Source organism: Sphingomonas sp. ERG5 (assembly GCF_000803065.1).
GTDB lineage: Bacteria > Pseudomonadota > Alphaproteobacteria > Sphingomonadales > Sphingomonadaceae > Sphingomonas.
Window position 1 is genome coordinate 29,120 of the sequence record NZ_JSXI01000071.1, and the last position, 20,310, is coordinate 49,429.

At 63.1% G+C, this 20,310-nt stretch carries 21 protein-coding genes and 1 tRNA gene; 12 read left to right on the plus strand and 10 right to left on the minus strand.

Translation table 11 applies throughout. From position 1 onward, the window contains the following. Positions 1 to 23 precede the first annotated feature (23 nt). The 4 genes from tssC to OO12_RS29195 are packed head-to-tail and all read right to left on the minus strand — an operon-like array spanning position 24 to position 3,956. Complete coding sequence (gene tssC / locus OO12_RS23135; protein WP_034161131.1) at positions 24 to 1,517, minus strand: type VI secretion system contractile sheath large subunit; 1,494 nt, start codon at positions 1,515 to 1,517, stop codon at positions 24 to 26. A gap of 32 nt (positions 1,518 to 1,549) precedes the next feature. After that, positions 1,550 to 2,167: a type VI secretion system contractile sheath small subunit gene (gene tssB / locus OO12_RS23140; RefSeq protein WP_235364983.1), complete on the minus strand. Its 618-nt coding sequence runs from the start codon at positions 2,165 to 2,167 to the stop codon at positions 1,550 to 1,552. Beyond that, a complete protein-coding gene (locus OO12_RS23145) occupies positions 2,164 to 3,174 on the minus strand; it encodes a type VI secretion system protein TssA (protein WP_034161133.1) in 1,011 nt (336 codons plus the stop codon). Before OO12_RS23145 ends, tssB begins: the two co-directional genes overlap by 4 nt. A 35-nt stretch (positions 3,175 to 3,209) precedes the next feature. Then, positions 3,210 to 3,956 (minus strand): OmpA family protein, encoded by a 747-nt coding sequence (locus tag OO12_RS29195; protein ID WP_160296891.1) that lies wholly within the window; start codon positions 3,954 to 3,956, stop codon positions 3,210 to 3,212. Between the two features lie 179 nt (positions 3,957 to 4,135). Here OO12_RS29195 and OO12_RS23155 point away from each other — a divergent pair, with 179 nt between their 5' ends. The 6 genes from OO12_RS23155 (at position 4,136) to OO12_RS23180 (ending at position 11,594) form a co-directional block, all read left to right on the plus strand. Further along, positions 4,136 to 6,172 carry a type VI secretion system Vgr family protein gene (locus OO12_RS23155; RefSeq protein ID WP_034161134.1) on the plus strand — a complete coding sequence of 679 codons (2,037 nt, stop codon included), beginning with the start codon at positions 4,136 to 4,138 and terminating at the stop codon, positions 6,170 to 6,172. A gap of 45 nt (positions 6,173 to 6,217) precedes the next feature. Further along, positions 6,218 to 6,787: a DUF6931 family protein gene (locus OO12_RS28765; protein ID WP_052216217.1), complete on the plus strand. Its 570-nt coding sequence runs from the start codon at positions 6,218 to 6,220 to the stop codon at positions 6,785 to 6,787. Then, a complete protein-coding gene (gene tagH, locus OO12_RS23165) occupies positions 6,784 to 8,280 on the plus strand; it encodes a type VI secretion system-associated FHA domain protein TagH (RefSeq protein WP_034161135.1) in 1,497 nt (498 codons plus the stop codon). The genes OO12_RS28765 and tagH overlap by 4 nt, the downstream gene beginning before the upstream one ends. Before the next feature lie 116 nt (positions 8,281 to 8,396). Continuing rightward, a complete protein-coding gene (locus OO12_RS27225; RefSeq protein ID WP_052216218.1) occupies positions 8,397 to 9,377 on the plus strand; it encodes a M15 family metallopeptidase in 981 nt (326 codons plus the stop codon). Continuing rightward, positions 9,374 to 9,877, plus strand: coding sequence for a hypothetical protein (locus OO12_RS23175; protein WP_034161136.1), 504 nt, complete (start codon positions 9,374 to 9,376; stop codon positions 9,875 to 9,877). Before OO12_RS27225 ends, OO12_RS23175 begins: the two co-directional genes overlap by 4 nt. Before the next feature lie 580 nt (positions 9,878 to 10,457). Further along, positions 10,458 to 11,594, plus strand: coding sequence for a hypothetical protein (locus tag OO12_RS23180; RefSeq protein WP_152616617.1), 1,137 nt, complete (start codon positions 10,458 to 10,460; stop codon positions 11,592 to 11,594). Positions 11,595 to 11,756: 162 nt separating this feature from the next. Here the strand turns inward: OO12_RS23180 and OO12_RS23185 are convergent. Further along, positions 11,757 to 11,849 (minus strand) — tRNA-Ser (locus tag OO12_RS23185). Positions 11,850 to 12,036: 187 nt separating this feature from the next. Here OO12_RS23185 and OO12_RS23190 point away from each other — a divergent pair. The 3 genes from OO12_RS23190 to OO12_RS28955 are packed head-to-tail and all read left to right on the plus strand — an operon-like array spanning position 12,037 to position 13,528. Beyond that, entirely contained in the window at positions 12,037 to 12,924 is an 888-nt protein-coding gene (locus tag OO12_RS23190) for a DUF1134 domain-containing protein (RefSeq protein ID WP_034161138.1), read from the plus strand. Positions 12,925 to 12,965: 41 nt separating this feature from the next. Beyond that, positions 12,966 to 13,373: a DoxX family protein gene (locus OO12_RS23195; protein ID WP_152616618.1), complete on the plus strand. Its 408-nt coding sequence runs from the start codon at positions 12,966 to 12,968 to the stop codon at positions 13,371 to 13,373. Then, positions 13,373 to 13,528, plus strand: coding sequence for a hypothetical protein (locus tag OO12_RS28955; protein ID WP_200887545.1), 156 nt, complete (start codon positions 13,373 to 13,375; stop codon positions 13,526 to 13,528). Before OO12_RS23195 ends, OO12_RS28955 begins: the two co-directional genes overlap by 1 nt. Positions 13,529 to 13,538: 10 nt before the next feature. On the opposite strand, the gene OO12_RS23200 is transcribed toward OO12_RS28955, so the two are convergent. Then, complete coding sequence (locus OO12_RS23200; RefSeq protein WP_052216219.1) at positions 13,539 to 14,081, minus strand: NADAR family protein; 543 nt, start codon at positions 14,079 to 14,081, stop codon at positions 13,539 to 13,541. Then, entirely contained in the window at positions 14,082 to 15,407 is a 1,326-nt protein-coding gene (locus OO12_RS23205; protein ID WP_034161139.1) for a dihydroorotase, read from the minus strand. Between the two features lie 70 nt (positions 15,408 to 15,477). Between OO12_RS23205 and ygfZ the strand changes: the two genes are divergently transcribed. After that, a complete protein-coding gene (gene ygfZ, locus OO12_RS23210) occupies positions 15,478 to 16,200 on the plus strand; it encodes a CAF17-like 4Fe-4S cluster assembly/insertion protein YgfZ (protein WP_034161140.1) in 723 nt (240 codons plus the stop codon). On the opposite strand, the gene OO12_RS23215 is transcribed toward ygfZ, so the two are convergent. Then, positions 16,195 to 16,617 carry a VOC family protein gene (locus OO12_RS23215; RefSeq protein ID WP_034161141.1) on the minus strand — a complete coding sequence of 141 codons (423 nt, stop codon included), beginning with the start codon at positions 16,615 to 16,617 and terminating at the stop codon, positions 16,195 to 16,197. The two genes, ygfZ and OO12_RS23215, sit on opposite strands and share 6 nt — an antisense overlap. 262 nt (positions 16,618 to 16,879) lie before the next feature. Here OO12_RS23215 and OO12_RS23220 point away from each other — a divergent pair, with 262 nt between their 5' ends. Next, a complete protein-coding gene (locus OO12_RS23220; RefSeq protein WP_034161142.1) occupies positions 16,880 to 17,812 on the plus strand; it encodes an AraC family transcriptional regulator in 933 nt (310 codons plus the stop codon). A gap of 6 nt (positions 17,813 to 17,818) precedes the next feature. After that, positions 17,819 to 18,364 (plus strand): AAA family ATPase, encoded by a 546-nt coding sequence (locus OO12_RS23225; protein ID WP_034161143.1) that lies wholly within the window; start codon positions 17,819 to 17,821, stop codon positions 18,362 to 18,364. 51 nt (positions 18,365 to 18,415) lie between these two features. Here the strand turns inward: OO12_RS23225 and OO12_RS23230 are convergent, their stop codons facing one another. Continuing rightward, positions 18,416 to 19,717: a UDP-glucose dehydrogenase family protein gene (locus OO12_RS23230; RefSeq protein ID WP_034161155.1), complete on the minus strand. Its 1,302-nt coding sequence runs from the start codon at positions 19,715 to 19,717 to the stop codon at positions 18,416 to 18,418. Between the two features lie 203 nt (positions 19,718 to 19,920). Then, positions 19,921 to 20,310, minus strand: a 390-nt coding sequence (locus OO12_RS23235; protein ID WP_034161156.1) for an OmpA family protein, incomplete at its 5' end; no start/stop codon positions are given.

The following is a 20,310-nucleotide window of genomic DNA, read 5'->3' on the forward strand; positions in this document are numbered from 1 at the left end:
TACACTACGTTAGATTGCCGACTTCAGGCCGACGTCTTGGGAAGGCGTGAGACCATGCTCAATGTCACATCCATGCCTTCGAGCTGATAATGCGGTACGAACATGAACTTTCCGAGATAGAATCCGGGATTTTCTTCGTCGGGAATAACCTCGATCTGCGCCTGTTTCAGCGGCAGGCGCGCCTTGGTTTCATCGTTCGATGTCGTTGGTGAACCATCGACATATTGCAGAACCCAGTTGTTGAGATCGCGCTGCAACTGCTCCGCCTCACGCGAACCGCCGACCCAGTCCCGCACCATGCATTTCAGATAATGCGCGAAGCGGCAGCTGGCGAAGATATAGGGAAGCCGTGCGGACAAATTGGCGTTCGCCGTCGCTTCCTTCTTGTCATAGGCGGCCGGACGGTGAACCGTCTGCGCGCCGATAAAGGTCGCCTGATCGGTGTTCTTGCGATGCAGCAAGGGCATCAGCCCCGCATTCGCGAGCTCGGCTTCGCGGCGATCGGAAATGGCGATTTCGGTCGGACATTTCAGGTCGATGCCACCATCGTCGGTCGGGAACATCGCCGTCGGCAAATCCTCGACCGTGCCGCCGGATTCAACGCCGCGAATGCGCGTCGTCCAGCCATAGGTCTTGAACGCCTCGGTGATCCGGGTGCCCATCGCATAGGACGCGTTCAGCCACAGATGCTGGTCATGCTCGCCGCCGACATCCTCTTCGAAATCGAACTCATCGACCGGATCGGTCTTGGCGCCATAAAGCGGACGCCCGAGGAAACGCGGCAACGCCAGCGCCAGATACCGGCTGTCCTCGGTCCGGCGGAAGGTCCGCCACGCGGCATAATCGGTCGCATCGAACAGCTTGCCCAGATCGCGCGGATTGGACAGCTCGGTCCAGCTCTCCATGCCCAGCAACGACGGCCCCGCCGCGGCGATGAACGGCGCATGCGCGGCGGCGCCAATCCGCGACAGGCCCTTCATGACCTCCAGATCAGGCGCGGAGTGGTCGAAATAATAATCGCAGACGAACGCGCCATAGGGCTGCCCGCCCAGCTGACCGAATTCGGATTCGTAAATCTTCTTGAACAGCGGGCTCTGGTCCCACGCGGCATCGCGATACTGGCGGAACATCCGCCGGCACTCTTCCTTCGACATGTTCATCACCCGGATCTTCAGATCCTTGCCGGTGGATGTATTCATGACGAGATAGTTGAGCCCACGCCACGTTGATTCCAGCTTCTGGAATTCTTCGTGATGGATGATCTGGTTGATCTGTTCGGTCAGCTTGCGGTCGATTGCCGCGCGCAGGGCGTCGACGGTCGCGAAGACGTCACCGCCAATGATCTGGGCGTTGTGAAGCGCCTGCTCGGCCAAAGTCTGCACCGCCTGTTCGATGCGCGATTTCCGCACATCGTCAGTCGGCTTGAATTCCTTTTGAAGCAGCGCCTGGAAATCGTCCAGCGCAGCTTCATCTACCTGAGGCTGCCCGCTTGTTTGATGCAGCGCTTCTTGCGCCATAGTCGGCTCCGATTGCGATTGAGGGAATACGATTAAGCGGCGTCTTCGGTTCCACCGCCGGACTCGGCTTTCGTCTTGGCCGCGGAAATAGCCTGCAAAAGCGCCGGATCCTTCAGCACTTTATCAAGCAAATCCTGCGCGCCGTTCTTGCCGTCCATGTACGACAGCAGATCCTCCAACTGAGTCCGCGCCTCGAGCAACTTGGCCAGCGGCTCCACATTCTTCGCGATCTCGCCCGGAGACAGATCGTTCATCGATTTGAAGGTGAGGTCGATGGCCATCTTACCGCCATCGCCGCCGAGCGTGTTGTCGACCGCAAAAGCGACGCGGGGCGCGATCGCCTCCATGCGCTGATCGAAATTGTCCATATCGAATTCAACGAACTCACGTGCCTCGGCCGCTTTCCGGTCCTTCAGGCTCTTACCCGAAAGATCCGACATCACGCCCATCACGAACGGCAGTTCGACCTTCTGGCGCGCGCCATAAGTTTCGACTTCATATTCGATATGGACCCGCGGTTTCCGATTTTCCCGGATGAAGCGTTGTCCGCTCTTGATCGCCATAGGTGTCACATCCCTGTTTAATCTTACACTGACTGGTATTTGGCTGGTGTCGTCTTCACGTGCTGCCCCGCGATCCTGGCAAGTCACATCATATCCGAACGACCATTCTCCTCGATCCGCGCGCGTAGCACCCCGTCCGCATCGGCTACGCCGTTAGGCGATATATCTCTCAATAACGCCATAAAGTCCATTGCAATCCAACCTTTAATTCGGCCCAGGGCTGCAGGAATAGGGCTGGATGGTTCGCGTCGCACATAATAATCGATCACGGAATCGAGCGCGCGCGCAACATCCTCGCGGCTTTCTATCGCGCGACCGGCCGGCCGGCCGGCTCTGCGGCCGCCCCCGCCATCCGACGCGCCGCTCTCTTCAGCCTCCAGGGCCGCGCCGTCACCCGCGCCGGTGGACAATGTCACATAAGGGAGGACTGCATTGCGGATCGATTCGAGAACTTCATAAGTCGGCTCGAAATTGGTCCCCGTCTGGTTGGCATTGGTCGCCTGTTCGGAAAGGACTGCATCGGCACGCGTCAATGCATCGGTAATATTGTTCAACTGGTCGATAATGGCCTGCAATTGTTCGACCGGGGTATCGGCGATCGCCGCGCGAAACTGGCCATAACCGTCGCCGGACTCCCCTTCACGCGCGAAGCGTTCGAAATCCTCGCCCGAAAAACTGCCCAATCGCCCGTGCTCGACCAGCACCACACGCCGAAGCGGTCCGATAAACTCGCCGATCCGGACCAGCGATTCACACGGCGCCTTGCGCCCCTCAATGCCATATTCCTCAAGCTTGGGATGAACGTCATCCCAGAAGGACTCCATCAATCCGGCCAGCGCCTGACAGCCATCCTCGACCAGCGTCAGCCGGTTCGACCGCGCGCCGGCCCGCGCCAGATAGACGGCCAGCCAGAGATCCCTGGTGAGCTGGCTCTGCCCCGTGATCGCGGCGACCGTGTCCTTCCAGTCGACATCATCGGCCGCGCCGGATGCGGCACGCTCAAAGGCATGCTCGATCGCGCCGCGCTCGGGCGAATAGGACAGGTCGGGCCCTGCGGGATCGTTCGCGGCAAGCGGCACCAGAAGGGCCGCCATATCCGCCTGGCGATCAGGCCCGGACGAGGCGGGACTCAGGAGATCAGCTCCGCCTCGACCCGACGATTCGTCGGATCGGTCGACCGATGACCGGGAAGCGGCACATCGGGGCCGAACCCACGCGTCTGGAGACGCTCCGGTTGCACGCCAAGGATCACCAGATAATCGGCCACGGCCTTTGCCCGCGCCCGCGACAGCGCCATGTTGATATCGCGCGTGCCGCGCAGATCGGTGTGCCCCTCGATCAGGAAACGCTTCGATTTCAGCTCAGGGGTGAGCAGTGATTTGGCGAAGATCTGGGTTGCGGTCACACCGTCCGCCGACAGCTTGGCGGAATTGAGATCGAAGCCGATCATCAGGTCCGCGCGGGGCCGCCCCACCGCACCGACCGTGCCCATGGCCCCTGCACCGGCCACGGCCGCCGCTCCGGCGCCAGCAATACGCCGGGGTCCGGCGCCATAAGCGTTGCCGTTCCGTGGCTTGCCGCGGACCATTACCGCTACGGGCTGGCCGGCAACGCGCTTCACGCCCCCGCCATTCACGCCCCCGCCATCGCTGCTGGCCGCGGCGTCCACCGCCGGACGCGCCAGGCGGAAACCCTTTGTCACGGGCGCATCGCGGCTGACGGTTTCCGTCGTCGCGCCGTCGCACTTGCCGGCGAAGGTGCAGAGATAGCCTTCGACGCTGGGTTTTTCGCGAGGTGCTGCTGCCCCGCCGCTCTGGGCGATCGCGGGGAACGCACAAAGAGCCGTGAGGGGAATTATAAGCGAACGCGCCAACATGGCCATCTCCAAGCCAGGTAACATTTCAGCAGACCCCAAGTTTAAGACCCCGATACTGTCGAAGCAACCCGCAACAGCCCCGGGTCACCGCTTGACTTGGATTAAGACGCTGGAGCCATTGTAAGGTTCCATCCGACACAGTAAGTATCGGAAGAATGGACAACAAAGAGGAGTAAGCGGTGCCGGACACGACACAGCGCCTCACCCGGATGTCAATCGATGTCGGTGACGAGCAGGTAGAGCTTGAACGAATCGAGAGCACCGAGACACTGGGACGGCCATTCGTCGTTCATGCCGACATCATTTCGCCGCTCGAAATCGACCTGCAGCCCCATCTCGGCAAACCCGCCTCGCTCGGGGTGCTCGAGGACGAGGAGTTGCTGCGCCATTTCCATGGCCTGGTCACCGCGGGCGAATACCGCAAGGAAACCACCAGTGGCCACCATTACCGCCTGACCATCCAGCCCTGGACCTATTATCTCGCCCAGAACGTGGCGATGGCGATCTTTCAGGATCTGACCGTGGTGGCGATCATCAAACAGGTGATCGAGGCCGCCGGTATTTCCGATGTCGATTATACCCGTCTGTCAAAACCGCGAGTCCCGCGCGGCTATTGCGTCCAGTATAAGGAAAGCGATTTCGCCTTCATTTCGCGCCTGATGGAGGAAGAAGGAATCTATTATTTCTTCCGTCATGATGCCGATCGCCATGTGATGGTGCTGTGCGAGGGGCCGAAATGCCATCAGCCCGGCAAGCCGCCAAAGCTCAAATATAACGCCAACTCGGTCTCCGTTTTCACGGCCGATTCGAAATCGCGCTTTTCGAACCAGAGCGATTTCCTGCAAACTTGGATCGAACGCGTCCGCTCCACCGCCGAAGCCAAGGTGACCTATCGCGATTTCGACTTCGAATCGCCCGATCAGCCACTGACCGCCGAAGCGACCGGCCAGGGCGCTCACCCTGGCGACGATCGCGAGATCTTCCACTATCCCGGACGCTACACGCGTGAACAGACCGGCCGCGAAGAACAGCAGAAGACCGGGCAGGAACGTGGGCAAGTGCTGCTCGATGCCCAGCGTGCCGGGCGACGGACCTTCACCGGGACATCGCAATCCGCCGCGCTGACCTGCGGTTCGCGGGTCGATGTCGAGGATCATCCCGCCGCGCGGATGAATGCGGGCTATCTGATCACCTCGACCTTTCACAGCATCGCGTCGGAAAGCTATCGGTCGGGATCGCAGGACCAGGAAGAAGATGCGTTCAACGTGCGGTTCGAGGCGATTCCCGCGGAGACCTCGTTCCAGCCGCCCCATATTTCGCCCCGCCCCGTCGTCACCGGGCTGGAATCGGCGATCGTCACCGGACCGTCGGGTGAAACCATCTTCACCGACCAATATGGCCGGGTGAAGGTGCGCTTCCACTGGGACCGCGCCAAGACGCCGGGCGAGCAATCGACCTGCTGGATCCGCGTGTCGCAGACCGGCGGACTCGGCAATCTCGTTCTACCCCGTGTCGGGCATGAAGTGCTGGTCGATTTCCTCAACGGCGATCCCGATCGGCCGCTGGTCGTCGGCCGTGTGTTCAACCGCTCGAACATGCCGATCTACGATCTGCCCGCGAACAAGACGCGCGCGCTGTGGCGGACCAAGCGCTATGGCGAGGCCGGGCAATATCCGGAGAGCGAGGGGCTCGACACCGGCGCGCCCGGCGCCAACGAGATTCGCTTCGAGGACAAGGGCGGACAGGAGGAGCTGTTCCTTCACGCCGAACGCGACATGAACAGCCGCATTCGCTTCGACGAGACTCATCATGTCGGCCACAATCAGGATCACAAGGTCGGGCTTGACCGCACCGCGACCATTGGGCGCGATGAGAGCAAGCTGGTCAAGCGCAACCGCGGCGTCCATGTCGTCGGCACCGACACCCTGCTCGTCGACAAGGCATTGTCGATCGAATCGAAGACGAAGATCACGCTCCGGGTCAAGAATTCGATCGTGATCATCAGCCCGGAAGGCATTCTGATCCAGGCCCCGGTGGTTGAGGTCCAGGCCACGGCGGAAGCGACGATCAACAGTCCCGGCAATACGCGGCTTAACGGCGGCGCGTCGTTGCTGCTCAACGGCGGGGTGACCAATATCAATCCCGAAGGAGTCACGCCGGCCACCTTCGGCAGCGCCGCCCCGCTTGGCCCCGCCGCCGGTGAGGGGGGCTCATGATGCCCGGCCGCATCGGGGTGCCTGACCGCCCATGAGCGACTGGCCATGAGCGACTGGGCTACAGTCAAACTTACCGAGGCGCGGCAAGTCGCTGCCCTTATCGGAACCGACGAAGACGATTGGCCGGTCACATCGGTCGGCGTGCGCGACCGGTATCTCGCACTGCGTCAGGCGGGCGCGCTCGCCACTGCGGTCGAATATCTCGGCCATGCCCTGCCCCGCCGCGAGGCGGTTGGCTGGGCGGGCCGCTTGCTCGACGAGGAATCGCGCCGGATCGACCTTTCGCGTCGCAGCCGGCTGGCATTGGATAGCGCGATGCGCTGGATCGGCGAGCCGACCGACGCGCACCGCCACGCGGCGCGCGACGCCGCGGAAGCGATCGGCAAGCCTGTACCCGAACGGTTCCTGGGGCTGGCGGTCTTCTATTCCGGCGGATCGGTGGGTGGCGCCGGCGCACCCCTGACGCCGCCGCCGCATGCCTGTACGCGCTTCGCCGTCAGCGCGATCGAGCAGGCCGCCTATCGCAGCCCCGATGCCGATGCCTTCTTTCGCCGTGCACTCGATCTCGGCGAACGCGTGGCGGAACGCGGCATGGCGGCACTGGCGGAATCGTGACACTCACGCTGACCATCCAGAACAGCGTCCGCCTTACCAACGGCGCGCCGATCGAACTGGTCCTGCATCGGCGCGGCGCCGTCGCCGGGCGCGCGTCGACGTGCGACTGGCCCCTGCCCGATCCATCCAAGCATATTTCCGGCCGCCACTTCGAGGTGACGTTCGACGGGCGTTTCTACATTCTCGCCGATACCAGCACCAATGGGACCTTCGCCAACGGCGCGAGCGAACGAATGTCCTCGCCGCACCGCATCGTCCAGGGCGACCGCTTTCAAGTCGGCCCCTATCTGATTCGCGCCACGCTCAGCGGTGAAGCGGAAGCGTCGTTGCGGAGCGCGGAAGCCGCCGGCGCCCCGCCCACGCCCCGCGCCTGGACCGGCTGGGACGATGGCAATGCGGCCGGGACGGAGGCCGACACAGGCGGTCCGACTGCCGCTGATGGCTGGGGCGCCCCACCCGCAAGCGACAGGCCGGCACAGGGGGGGTGGGACGCCGCTCCCCCGCCGCCGCGCGACACTGGTCGGTGGCAGCCCGAAATGGGCCCCTCGCTCGCCCGGCCGGAGGCACATCGCGAACCGGCGAGTCATGGTCGGGATCGCTCCCCCGGACCCGCCGGCAATAGTGGCTGGGCGCCGACCGGCGCGCTTGCGCTCCCTTCCGTGGACTCCGTCTGGTCGAGCCCGACGCCGCCGCCCGATCCCGCATCGGGCTGGTCGAGCGCTGCGCCCGATCGCCCCCCCGCACCGTCGCCCGACGATGTCTGGGGCCGGATTGCCGAGGGCAATGTCGTCGATTGGGCACGCGGCGGCTTTGGCCAGCCGATCGAGCCGGCGAGCGACCCGCTCGGTCTCGCGCCCGCACGGGCCACCGATTCACTGCCGGCCGCGCGCCCGGTTGCCCCAACCGCGACCGCACCGAGCGCTGACGGCGCGCGGTTCTTTGCCGCGGCGGGACTGACGCCGGACGCCGTCACTGACCCCGCTGCCGCGCTCGACCGCGCGGGGGCCGTGTTTCACCGACTGGTCGCGGGTCTGGTGGTGATGGTCGAAGCGCGGGCGCGGGCGAAAGCGCAGCTTGGCGCGGAGGCGACCGCCTTTTCGCCGCAGGGGCATAACCCGCTGAAGTTCGCGCGCACGCCCGATGAAGCGCTCGCGATGCTGATCGAGCCGCCGCAGCGCGGATTCATGCCGGCCGACCAGGCGGTGGAGGACGCTTTTCTGGAATTGCAGTCGCATCAGATGGCGACATTGAAAGCGATGCAGGGTGCATTGCGCGCAACGCTCGACCGGTTCTCGCCCGCCGCGATCCGCGCTCGTGCCGATTCCGCCGGTGTACTCGAACGCATCGTGCCCGCCGCGCGCGATGCGACATTATGGCAAACCTATGAGCGCGAATTCGGCGGCGTCGCCCAGGATTCGGACGAAGCGTTCATGGACGTCTTCGCCCGGGAATTCCGGCGCGCATATAACGATCAGGCCAGACGGAACGGTTGACCGTCTCATTCGCTATGGACCGGGCAGCTTCGCCATCTGGCGTGTCGGCCGAGACAGAATAGAGGTCGTGCGGATACCGCGGCAACGCGGTGCAGCCTCTGACGATGGAGGTTCGAATGCAGGGTTTGAACGGATCGGTTGGACTTGGCGGCAGAAATCGTAAATCGGACGTTCTCATCATCCAACGCGCGCTCCTTGCCGCATCGGTGTCGCCGGGGCCGATCGACGGGATTTGCGGCCGCCGCACCATTCAGGCGATCGAACGATTCCAGAGCGGCGTCATGCGCCGTCCCGATGGGCGGATCGATGTGAATGGACCCAGTTGGCGCCGCCTGAGCCAGCATTCACACGACGCCACCACTCGACATGCCGCGCCACCGCCGGCAACGCGACATATGCCGACCCAATCCACCGGGCCGGCGGGCGCGACGCGCTCGGTGCCGATCCCCGCGCAACGATCTCCCGCAATGGCGCGGGCCAGCGCGCCCGCCCAGCCGGTCATCGCCACATCGGCGGCGGCGACCATGGCGCCGCCCGCGCAACGCGCCTCAAGCTATTGGACGACCAAGACACCGCTTCCGGCATCCGGAACGGTCAATGTCGGACTTTCATCACCGTCCAGCGCCGAGCAAGTGGCCCGGTTCGATGGCATGCCGAGCGCCCATATGTCGCAGAACGACCAACCGGTCACCAATCCCGAACTCAAATCACTGATCGCGACTGAATCGGTCGGCCCGTTCCGCGTCACCGGGATCCGTCCGGCGATTGCCAGCCTGCGCACCATCCTGGCCGAGGTGCGGCGCGACCTGCCCGATCTGCTGAACTTGCTGAGCAGTGCGGGCATGGAGGTCAACCGGCTCCAGCGCGGCAGCACGACCAAGGTATCGAACCATGCCTGGGGAAGCGCGATCGATCTGCGCGTCGGGGGCATATTGGTCCCATTGGGCGCGAGCTATTCGCTCAAGGGCCTTGATGCGCTGGTGCCCTATTTCAACCGGGCGGGCTGGTATTGGGGCGGCGGGTACCACTCGCGGGGGCGCGCCGATCCAATGCATTTCGAACTCGGCGGGGCATTGATGGCGGGAGTAAGCCGTTGAGATTTTCCATCCCGACGATCGCCGCCACCGGCCTGCTTGCAGCGGCCGCGGCGTGTCAGGTATCGGCCAATGGCGCGCCCGCCAAACCATCCATCGCGGCGGCGAAGCCATGCCGCGCGGAAATGCCGGCGGATCTGACCACCGCACCCGGGCATTGGCTTGGTGACTGCCGGAACGGCATGGCCGACGGCCTGGGCGTCACGCGCTCGGGACGGGCGGCGCCATATGAATTCTTCGCCGGGCGGATGCGGGACGGCCGCCTCGTCGATGGAGTCCTGGTGCTGAAATCCGGCCTGATGATGGTCGCGATCCGGTTCGACGAACAGCGCCATGTCGTGGTCAGCGACGGGTTGCGCCCATCGGAGGACGAGGCGGTATTCCGCACCGCCACTGCCGCCGCCGAGACCGTATCGAAGCGTTTCGCCGCTGCCGGAAGCCGGAGTTCGGCTGCCTATTACGCCAACCTCGCAAAGAAGATCAGGAACGCACCGCCCGAATAGGCGATTGGCGGGGACAACAGCCGACGCCACCGATTCAAACGCGCGCCGCTTCATGCCAACCAGACGCCGGACCAGGCCCATTCACGGCCCCCCCGCCGCTCTTTGATATGACTGCACACCATAAACGGAATCGGGCTGCTGTTCCGGCGCGAAACAGCGTCCGGCGCATGCTGTTATGATGCTGTTTCCATGCTGTTATTGAATAACAGCATTTTCGCTCGCAAGCCGCTGAAAAGACACCGGTAATTTCGGCTCGAAATCCAACTTAACAGCATCGAAAAAATTGCCGTCCGAAAACAGCAAAAACAGCGTGCCGAATCGGACGGTCAGCGCACCTGTTCCGGCATGCACAGGTCCTGTTTTCCCACCTGTTATTGACCTGTTATTCAATAACAGGTGGGGAGCGACTAAATTGCTGAGAATAAATCAGAAAAGCGCGACGAAAATCCAACTTGACCGGCGATAAAAAAAACGGGCGGATTATCAGGCGAAAACAGGTGGGATTGCCAAAGCATCCGCCCAGCACGATACATTGTATCTCGGGGGGTTCACACCGATGAGAATAATTCGCGCACTGGGTTTGCTGGCGATCGCCGCCATCGTACTTTCATTGACGCCGGCCCCGTCCTGCGCCGACAGTTGGATGTTGCCGACGACGACGACATACACGTCATGCAGTGGCCTCGCTCGGATCACGGTCACGCCGCGCGACCTCGACAGTCAGCTACGCTATTTCGAGGACAAGGTCGCCAAAGTCGATTCCGCCGGACAGAAAATAGGTGCTGCGCATGTCGCCGAAGCGCGGCTCGAACGATTGGTGAATAAGCGTTGGCAGATGGTTTGGAAGCGTCAGATTGCGAACGATGTGGCGCCGGTGTCAGCGATCGTTCGAGACGATGGCGAATATGCGATCACATTCGACGATTGGCACGGCCTTGGCTACGGGCCGAACGCCATGGTCATCTACGGCAAAGACGGAAAGCTGGTACGCGCTTTCGCCCTCTCCGATGTCCTCCCCGCGGATTATATAGCGGCTCTCCCCCACTCGGTCAGTTCGATCCAATGGCGTGGCGATCCGCGTTTCTCTACCGATGGCCGGCGGGTGCTGATCCCGATCGTTATCCCCTCGGAGGATTCTTCTCCAAAACCGGCCATGATCGACCTCGCCATCGATCTTGCTGACGCTAAGGTCTCGCCAACCGATCCTGCAGCTTGGGAAGGTGCGCTCGCAACCGGACGTAAGGTTCGCGCTCGGCAGATCGCTTCGGAGGCAACCGCCAAGACAGCATTCCTGGCGCCGCTGGTCGGACCCAACGTCAATGCGGAGCGGGAGTGGCACGACTATCTGCGAGAGGCAGTCGGTCGTTTGATCGGCGATGACTACACGCCATCCACGACGGTCCTGCGCGCGCCGGGCGCCAAGGACTATTCCGTATCGGAAACCTGGGTGCACGATGCGTTGACGGAGAGCTATGCTGACCAGGTCGCGCTGGCGTCGCTGTCCGAGCCGAATCTCGTTTCCGTCTTGGGAAAGATTGCCTCGCAGTTGCCCGATCGTTCGCTGTCGAAGGTGACAATGTTCGTCGCACTTTCCGACCAATATTGGCCGAACGTGGTCACCGTGATGCAGCACACTGGGGCAAAGCTGGTTCAACTCGATCCCACCAAGCCCATAGCTCAGCGTCCGGAGCGCATTGCTCGACGATATGGATCATGACCCACGCGAAACATGCACCGGGTGGGAATCCATCGATGATGTGCGTTACCGGAAATCACACCCGTTCGCGCCATTCGCGCATAGGTTTGGAGAATAAATCTGGAAACGCTGAAACGCGTTGTGCCTAATATAACGGCGTTCGGCCGCTCATGGCGGATTTTATGGCGGAGACGGAGGGATTCGAACCCTCGGTACCAGTAAACCCGGTACGGCGGTTTAGCAAACCGCTGGTTTCAGCCACTCACCCACGTCTCCGGACCTGGCGGCAAGCGGCGGCTATAGCGAGGGGTCGCGCGCCGATCAACAGCGCGTTCGATAGATATGTGAATGAGTCTTTGATTGCCATTGGGCGCGAAATCGACTCGGGTCGTCGCTGCGTTCATTGCGGGTCAATCACGGCACGCGCTAGGATTCGTGATTGGCGCGCCGGGGGAGTAAGACCATGCGCAAGTTGTTATCGACGATCCTCGCCACCACGCTGGTGCTCGGCACCGGGCCAGCGGGCTTCGCACAAGTGCGCACGATCGATCCCAATCAGGCGATCGATTCCGATCTGTCCCGATCGGCACCCGCTCAGCGCGCTCAAAGCGCACCCGTTCCGCTCGACCAACAGCAATCCTATCCGGAGTCCCAGCCGGTCGACCCGGGCCCATCCAATCCATATCCGGCCGACCAGCAGTACCAGGCGCAGCAATATCAATCGCCCCAGTACCAATCGCCTCAGTCTCAGTCGCCGCAGTACCAGCCCCAATATCAATCGCCCCAGTATCAGGCGAACGTGCCGCAATCGGACGTGCCGCAGTCGGACCCCAACCGCGCCAATGCCGCGGCCGAGGCCGCGACGGCGACCACCTTCAAGCGTGAGGAACTGCTTCGCGCCGCCGAAAGCACGTTCGGCAAGGGCACATCGGGCCTTGCGGGCATGCTCGAGAAGCTGCTGAAGGAACAGGGCGAACCCAACGCCTATATCGCCGGCAGCGAAGCGTCGGGCGCGATCGTCGTCGGCTTGCGTTACGGCAAGGGCGAGCTGTTCCATAAGGTCGAGGGCCAGCAGAAGGTCTATTGGACCGGTCCGTCGGTCGGCTTCGATCTGGGCGGTGACGGCAACAAGGTCTTCGCGCTGGTCTACAACCTCCATGATTCGGAAGATCTGTACAGGCGCTTCCCGTCGGGCGAGGGCCGGCTCTACTTCGTCGGCGGTCTGGCGGCGACATATTTGCGGCGCGGCGACATCGTCGTCATTCCGATCCGCCTCGGCATCGGATGGCGCCAGGGCGTCAATGTCGGCTATATGAAGTTCAGCCATAAATCGAAGTGGTTCCCGCTATAAGAACGGCCCCGGCCACCCCATCTGCCCCGCTGTCGCCGAATGTGGAGCGCGCCCGGACGCTGCTCCGCTGGTTGCTGGCCGCCGCTTACCTGATCGCCGGGATTGCGCATCTGCGCTCGCCGCAGACTTTCCTGGCGATCACCCCGGGCTGGGTGCCCTTCCCGCACCAGACGATCATGATCACCGGCCTGTGCGAGATTGCCGGGGCGCTGGCGCTGCTGACCATGCGGCTGCGCTGGATCGCGGGCGTGATGCTCGCCGCCTATGCGGTCTGCGTCTATCCCGCCAATATCAAACATGCGGTCGACGGCATCGCGATCGGTGGCAAGACACTGGGCCTATGGTATCATATTCCGCGTCTGGCGTTTCAACCGGTGATCATCTGGTGGGCATTATTTGCCGGCCGGGTGACCAGCTGGCCGTTCCGACGGCGGGAGTATCCGAACTGATGACCGATTCGATCGACGACACCATCATCGACACGCCCGAAGGCCCGATGACCTGGGCGCAGTGGAAGAAGAAGAATCCGGTGCAAATCCCCTCACGCCGCACCAAGGGCAAGGACCTTCCGGTCAAGGTGAAGCGGTTTACCGAGACGAAGTGACGCGGGCCGCTCAGGCCGAAGGGATATCCGCGCGGACTTTGGTGAGGATGCGGCCCAGTAAATTGCTCCCACGCCATTGGGTCGGGTCGCGCGCGGCGGGATCGTCGACCGTCAGCCCGATGCCCCAGATCCAGTCACGCGCATTGGCCTCGACGAGCATGGCCGGCATGGTGGCGCGAAGCTGGCGGCCCGCACCCCGGTTCTGCCGGAACTTCGCGAGATTCCCGGCATAGACAATGGTGACTTTCCATTCATCCCAGACGTCCTGCCGAAATCCCTCGACCAAATGACCATGGCGTTTCTGTTCGGATGGGTCGGCGGTGGCCAGAATGGCCGCGGCACGTGGCGCATCGCCAAACAGCTCCGCCTTGGCGACCATCATCCATTGCTCCGCGGTCGCAAAATGCCGCTCCCCGATCGAGAAAGGCGTGGCGTGCCATTGGCTGAACACCCCGCGGATGAACGGGGTGAAAGTGACGAAGTCAGCGGGGTCGGGAAGCTGTTCGATCGAAAGCCGTTCGCCCCAGCTCGATACGCAGGCCGCGTCGTCCATTCAGCCGAACTCGACTGCCTCGAAACGGATCGGCTCGCCGATCGCGACTTCGGCCAATGCCCCATCCCACATTACGCGCTGGCCACGCACGATCGTGCCGATCGGCTTGCCGGTCAGCTCCATGCCGGTGAAGGGCGACCAGCCACAGCGTGATGCGAGCCACGCGTCGGTGATCGTCCAGCGCGCTTTCAGATCGACGATCGAGAAATCCGCGTCATAGCCCATGGCGATGCGCCCCTTGCCGATAATGCCGAACACGCGCTGCGGCCCCGCGCTGGTCAAATCGATCACGCGCTGCAGCGTCGTGCGCCCGTGCGCGACATGATCGAGCATCAATGGCAGCATCGTCTGCACGCCGGGCATGCCGCTCGGCGAATCGGGATAGGGCTTGGCCTTTTCCTCGCGCGTATGCGGCGCATGGTCGGAGCCGAGAATGTCGGGCACCCCCTGGTTGAGCCAGTGCCACAGGCCGTCGCGATGCGCGCCGGAGCGGATCGGCGGGTTCATCTGCGCCCAGGTGCCGAGCCGCGGATAGGCTTCTTCGCCGGCCAGGGTGAGATGCTGCGGCGTCACTTCGCACGTCGCGATGTCCTTGTTCGCGCCGAGCAATTCGAGTTCGGCCGGCGTCGTCACATGCAGCACATGGATGCGCCGCCGCGCCGCGCGCGCCAGCTTCAGGATGCGCCGCGTCGCGAGCAGCGCGCTTTCATCGTCGCGCCACACCGGATGCGACGAGGCGTCACCCGCGACCCGCTCGCCGGCGCGCGCATTCATCCGTGCCTCGTCCTCGGCATGGATCGCGACACGGCGATGACCGGAGGCCAGCACTTCGGCGAGGCTCGCATCCTCCGCCACCAGCAAGTCACCGGTCGAGGCGCCCATGAATATCTTGACCCCCGCCGTACCGGGCATGCGCTCCAGTTCGGCCAGGCTCGCGGCATTATGGTTGGTCGCGCCGACGTAAAAGGCGTGGTCGCACCACATGCGATGATGCGCGCGGGCCAGCTTGTCCTCGATCGCTTCGGCCGAATCCGTGTTGGGCTTGGTGTTGGGCATCTCGAACACCGCAGTCACGCCGCCGAGCACCGCCGCGCGTGCGCCGCTTTCGAGATCCTCCTTGTGGACCAGGCCGGGCTCGCGGAAATGCACCTGGGTATCGATCACACCGGGCAGGATATCGAGACCAGTACAATCGATCGTCTCGCCCGCATCGCCCGCGCCGCCGATCGCGACGATCCTGCCACCGCGTACGCCGACACTTGTTTGCACGGGCCCGCTCGGCAAATGAACGGTGCCGTTGATCAGAAGAAGGTCGAATTGCGCCATCGCTCTTTACCTCGGGCTTGTTTCGCTCGGGCCCCTTTCACCTGAGCCTGCGCACCCCTACCTGTTCGTCATGAGCGAGACCACCCCGACGATGCTGGCCGACCGCGCGCTGATTCGCGTTTCCGGCGATGATGTCCACGGCTTTCTGCAGGGCCTGATCACCGCGGACACAATGGGGCCACTCCCGGCCTGGGCGGGGTTGCTGACGCCGCAGGGCAAGGCGCTGTTCGATTTCCTGCTTTGGAGCGACGGCGACGATCTGCTGATCGATTGCGAAGCGGACCAGGTCGACGCGCTCGTTCGGCGGCTGTCGATCTATCGCTTGCGCCGGGCAATCGTCATCGCCCGCGACGCAAATCTGGCCGTGCATTGGTCGCGCGACGATGGCGCGGACCGGGACAGGGGCACGCCCGATCCCCGGCTGGCCGAACTGGGGCAACGCTGGCTCGCCCCACCTTCCGCGCCCGCCAGCGGCTGGCTTGCCCACCGATTGTCGCTTGGCGTGACCGAGGGTCTGGCCGAACTGGGCAGCGACAAGACATTATGGCTGGAATGCAATGCCCGCGAACTGAACGGTGTCAGCTTCACCAAGGGCTGTTATGTCGGCCAGGAAAATACCGCGCGCATGCATCATCGATCGAAGGTCAACCGGCGCCTGGTGGTCGCGCCACTGGGCGAGGCTGGCGAGCGGACGCGCGCCGTCTATCCGGAACTCGGCCTGATGGTCGAGCATCGCCGGGTCGAGGCGCTCGGCGACGCGCTTCGACCCGACTGGCTTGCCGCCGCGCTATAACCCGAAGGTCACCAGCCCGTTCGCGTCGATCGACCAGGCGGGATTCCACGCGATTTCCCAGGCATGATCGTCAGGGTCGGCGACATAGCCGCGAAATCCCCCATGGGCCGGCGCATCACCCGGTCGCAGCATCGTGCCGCCGGCGCGAACCAGGCGGTCGATCAGCGGCTGGACCTCCTCCGCTTGCGGCACGTTATGCGCCATCGCAAAGGCGCCCGGCTTGCTCAGCCCGCTCCGCTGCATATCGGCCTCGAGCCCCGGCTGAAGCCAGGTGCCAAGCATCAGGCCATTCATCTGATAGAAGATGATCTCGTCATTCTCGAACACCGGCGTCCAGCCAAAGCCCCCGACATAGAAGAGCCGTGAGCGCGCGAGATCGGCAACGCCGATGGTGATGACGGAAATCTGTTGCTGCATGGTCCACACCCTTATGTTCGCCAACGCACGAAGCGCAGGCGTTCAGGGTCGTGGGACTCGATGCGATAGCATCGGCCAGAACACCCGGTGGGTGCGATCGGGCTAACCATACCGATCCGCCTTTCTCGACCAGGTCTTCTACCCATCGGACGGGGACGGCGCAATCGGGCTAAAGCGCACTTTACCTCGCGAGATGTTCAAGGCATGGTATTGATCCGGCGTCGAGATATCCATCCCGCCAGCAGAATCGCGAGAGCCTCGAATGATCGAAAGCGGCACGCACACCCCAGGTGTGTCGGCGGAGTCCTTTGGCCTCCCGCCCAATACCGCATTGCGTTACGAGCAGCCGGATTCGCGTCTGACCGGTTATATCACCGACTATCATGTGCTCGATTCGGATGTGGGTCCATCGGGCAGCGCGATCGAATGGATGCTGCCGAGTTGGCCGGCAATCCGCGTCATTCTCGCCGATAATCCCATCGCGCTGACCCTTGGCGAGACGATTTACGACCCGATGCCGGAGGCGACCCTGTACGGCACGACCAGCAAGGCGATGCGGGTCACGAGCTCGGGCGGGGTGACGATCGGTGCGGGGATCACCCCGCTTGGCTGGTCACGACTGTTTCGCGGGCGAGCCGACGAGTATCGCGACCGGATCGTGCCGCTCGACACGATGATGTCGGCGGACATTACCGGAGAGCTCGTCTCGCTTTTGCGGACGTCCGATCGCGCGTTGGATGTGAAGGATATCCTCGACCGTTTTTTCCTGAAGCATATGGGTCCGCCGGATCGCAGCGAAGCGGAGATCAGGGCGTTGATGACGCTGATCGTCGACGACCGGACGCTCGATCTCTCGACCGCGGCAGCGCGGATCGGGATCGATGCTCGCCGGTTGCGGCGGCTGGCGACGCACCATTTCGGTTTCCCGCCCAAGACCCTGCTGCTTCGCGCACGCTTTCTGCGCTCGTTCCTCAAAATGCTCGCGGTTCGCGACCATGCCGATTATTCGCTGATCGCCGCCACCTATCACGATGCATCGCATTTCCTGCGTGACGCCAACCGCTTTCTCGGCATGACCCCGCGGCGTTTCATGGCCATGAAGACGCCCTATCTCGACGCAGCCCTTCGCGCTCGCGCTGCCGTGTTCGGCACGGCGACCACCGCGCTGCACAATGTGGACACCGAGCGGAGCTAAGGGCCGATGAACCGCTTCGTGGTCATTTCGGGATGCTCGGGCGGCGGCAAATCAACGCTGCTCAGAGAACTGGGGCAACGCGGCCATGGCGTTGTCGATGAACCGGGACGGCGGATTGTCGAACAGGAATTGAGCCGCCAAGGATCGGCGCTGCCATGGGTCGATGCAATCGCCTTCGCCCATCGCGCGCTCGAGAGGGCACTGGCCGACCGTGCGGCCGCCGAACATTTGCCGGGCTGGGTCTTTTTCGACCGCAGCGTGATCGATGCCGCCGCCGCTCTCGAGCATCTGACAGATGGCCACGGCCCGGACATCGACGCCTTGCCGCGCTACCATGATACGGTCTTTCTGACACCGCCCTGGCCGGAAATCTATGTCACCGACCATGAGCGACGCCACAGCTTCGACGACGCCGTCGCGGAATATCAGCGCTTGCTGCTTGCCTATCCGGTCAGTGGTTATGACGTATCGGTGCTCGACAAAGGCACTGTCGGCCAGCGTGCCGATGCCATCCTCGCAACACTGGCACGGTCAACGCCTGCCCCGAATTGACGAGAGGACAAGGTCAACCGCCGCTCCCGCCGGGAGCGCTCAAGCCTTCGCTTACCGCCCGATCGAGCTGTACGCGAATCCGGCCCGCTCGACTTCCGACGGTGGATAAATGTTGCGCAGATCAACCATCACCGGCGCGCCCATCACGCTGGCGAGCCGTTTCAGATCGAGCGCGCGAAACACGTCCCACTCGGTCACGATCACCACGGCATCGGCACCGGTGGCCGCTTCATAGGCGTCTTTGCAATAGGTGATTTCGGGCATCATCACCTTGGCCGGCTCCATCCCTTCGGGGTCATAGCCGCGCACTGTCGCGCCCGCGTCGATCAGGCTCTGAACGATCGCCAGGCTTGGCGCATCGCGCATGTCGTCGGTATTGGGCTTGAAGGTAAGGCCAAGCACGGCAACGGTCTTACCCTTGCCCGCGCCACCCAATGCCTTGATCACCTTGCGGCCCATCGCCCGCTTACGGTTATCATTGACCTGCACCACCGCCTCGACAATCCGCACCGGCGTTTCGTAATCCTCGGCGGTCTTGAGCAGCGCCAGCGTGTCCTTCGGGAAGCATGACCCGCCATAGCCCGGCCCAGCATGAAGAAACTTCGATCCGATCCGGTTGTCGAGACCGATGCCGCGCGACACATCCTGCACATTCGCGCCAACCGCTTCACACAGATCGGCGATTTCATTGATGAACGTGATCTTGGTCGCCAAGAACGCATTGGCAGCATATTTGATCAGCTCGGCGGTGCGCCGGCCAGTGAACAGGATCGGGCTCTCGTTGAGATAGAGCGGGCGATAAACATCGCGCATCACTTGCATCGCACGCACGTCCTCAGTGCCGATGACGATGCGGTCGGGGCGCTTGAAATCGCCGATGGCGGCGCCTTCGCGCAGGAATTCGGGGTTGGAGACGACCGCCACCTCATGGCCCTTCACTATTTCGGCCATGATCGCCTCGACCTTGTCGCCGGTCCCGACCGGGACTGTCGATTTGGTCACGATCACGATCGGACCAGTCACCGCTTCGGCGATCTCGCGCGAGGCGGCAAAGACGTAGGACAGATCGGCATGACCATCGCCACGCCGCGAGGGCGTACCAACCGCGATGAAGACCGCATCTGCGCCCGCGACTGCACTTTTCAAATCGGTTGTGAAAGTGAGACGGCCTGCCGCGACATTGGCTGCGACCAGCTTGTCGAGGCCAGGTTCGAAAATCGGCATCCGCCCCGCCTCGAGCGCGGCAATCTTTGACTCGTCCTTGTCGACGCAGATCACGTCATGACCAAAATCCGAGAAACAAGCGCCGGAAACCAGGCCGACATAGCCCGAGCCAATCATCGTGATACGCATGGTGGACCGATATCCCATTGTTTGCGGGCGTCACCGCCCGTGTCACCGCGATGCTCTAGCCGAACATCGTCAAATTGCCACCCCATAGGCTTGGAGCAAGCAGACAAAGGGCAGCAAGCGAGCGTGAGATCGAAGCGCCCCGGACACACAAAAGGGAGGCCAGCGATGCTGACCTCCCTTCCATGTTTTGTACGAGACTAGGCTTAGTTGCCCGAGCCAGGTCCGTAGCTGATTTCCACGCGACGGTTTTCCAGCTCGCGAACGCCTCTGGCGGTCTCGATGCGCGGGCGAGTATCGCCGAACGCCGCTGTGGAGATGACGCCGTCCGGAACCGAGTGCGCCGTGAAGTAAACCTTCACCGCATCGGCACGACGCTGCGAGAGACCGACGTTGTACTTCGGCGAACCCGACTTGTCGGCGTGGCCGGCCAGCATGACCTGCGTATTGCCGCAATTCTGGTACTGCGAGATCGCATTGTCGAGCAACGAAGCCGCTTGCGGCGTGATGTCCGACTTGTCCCACTCGAAGAACACGATGTACGGCCCAGGCGAGCACTGCACCACCTCTGGCGGAGGAGGCGGAGGAGGCGGCGG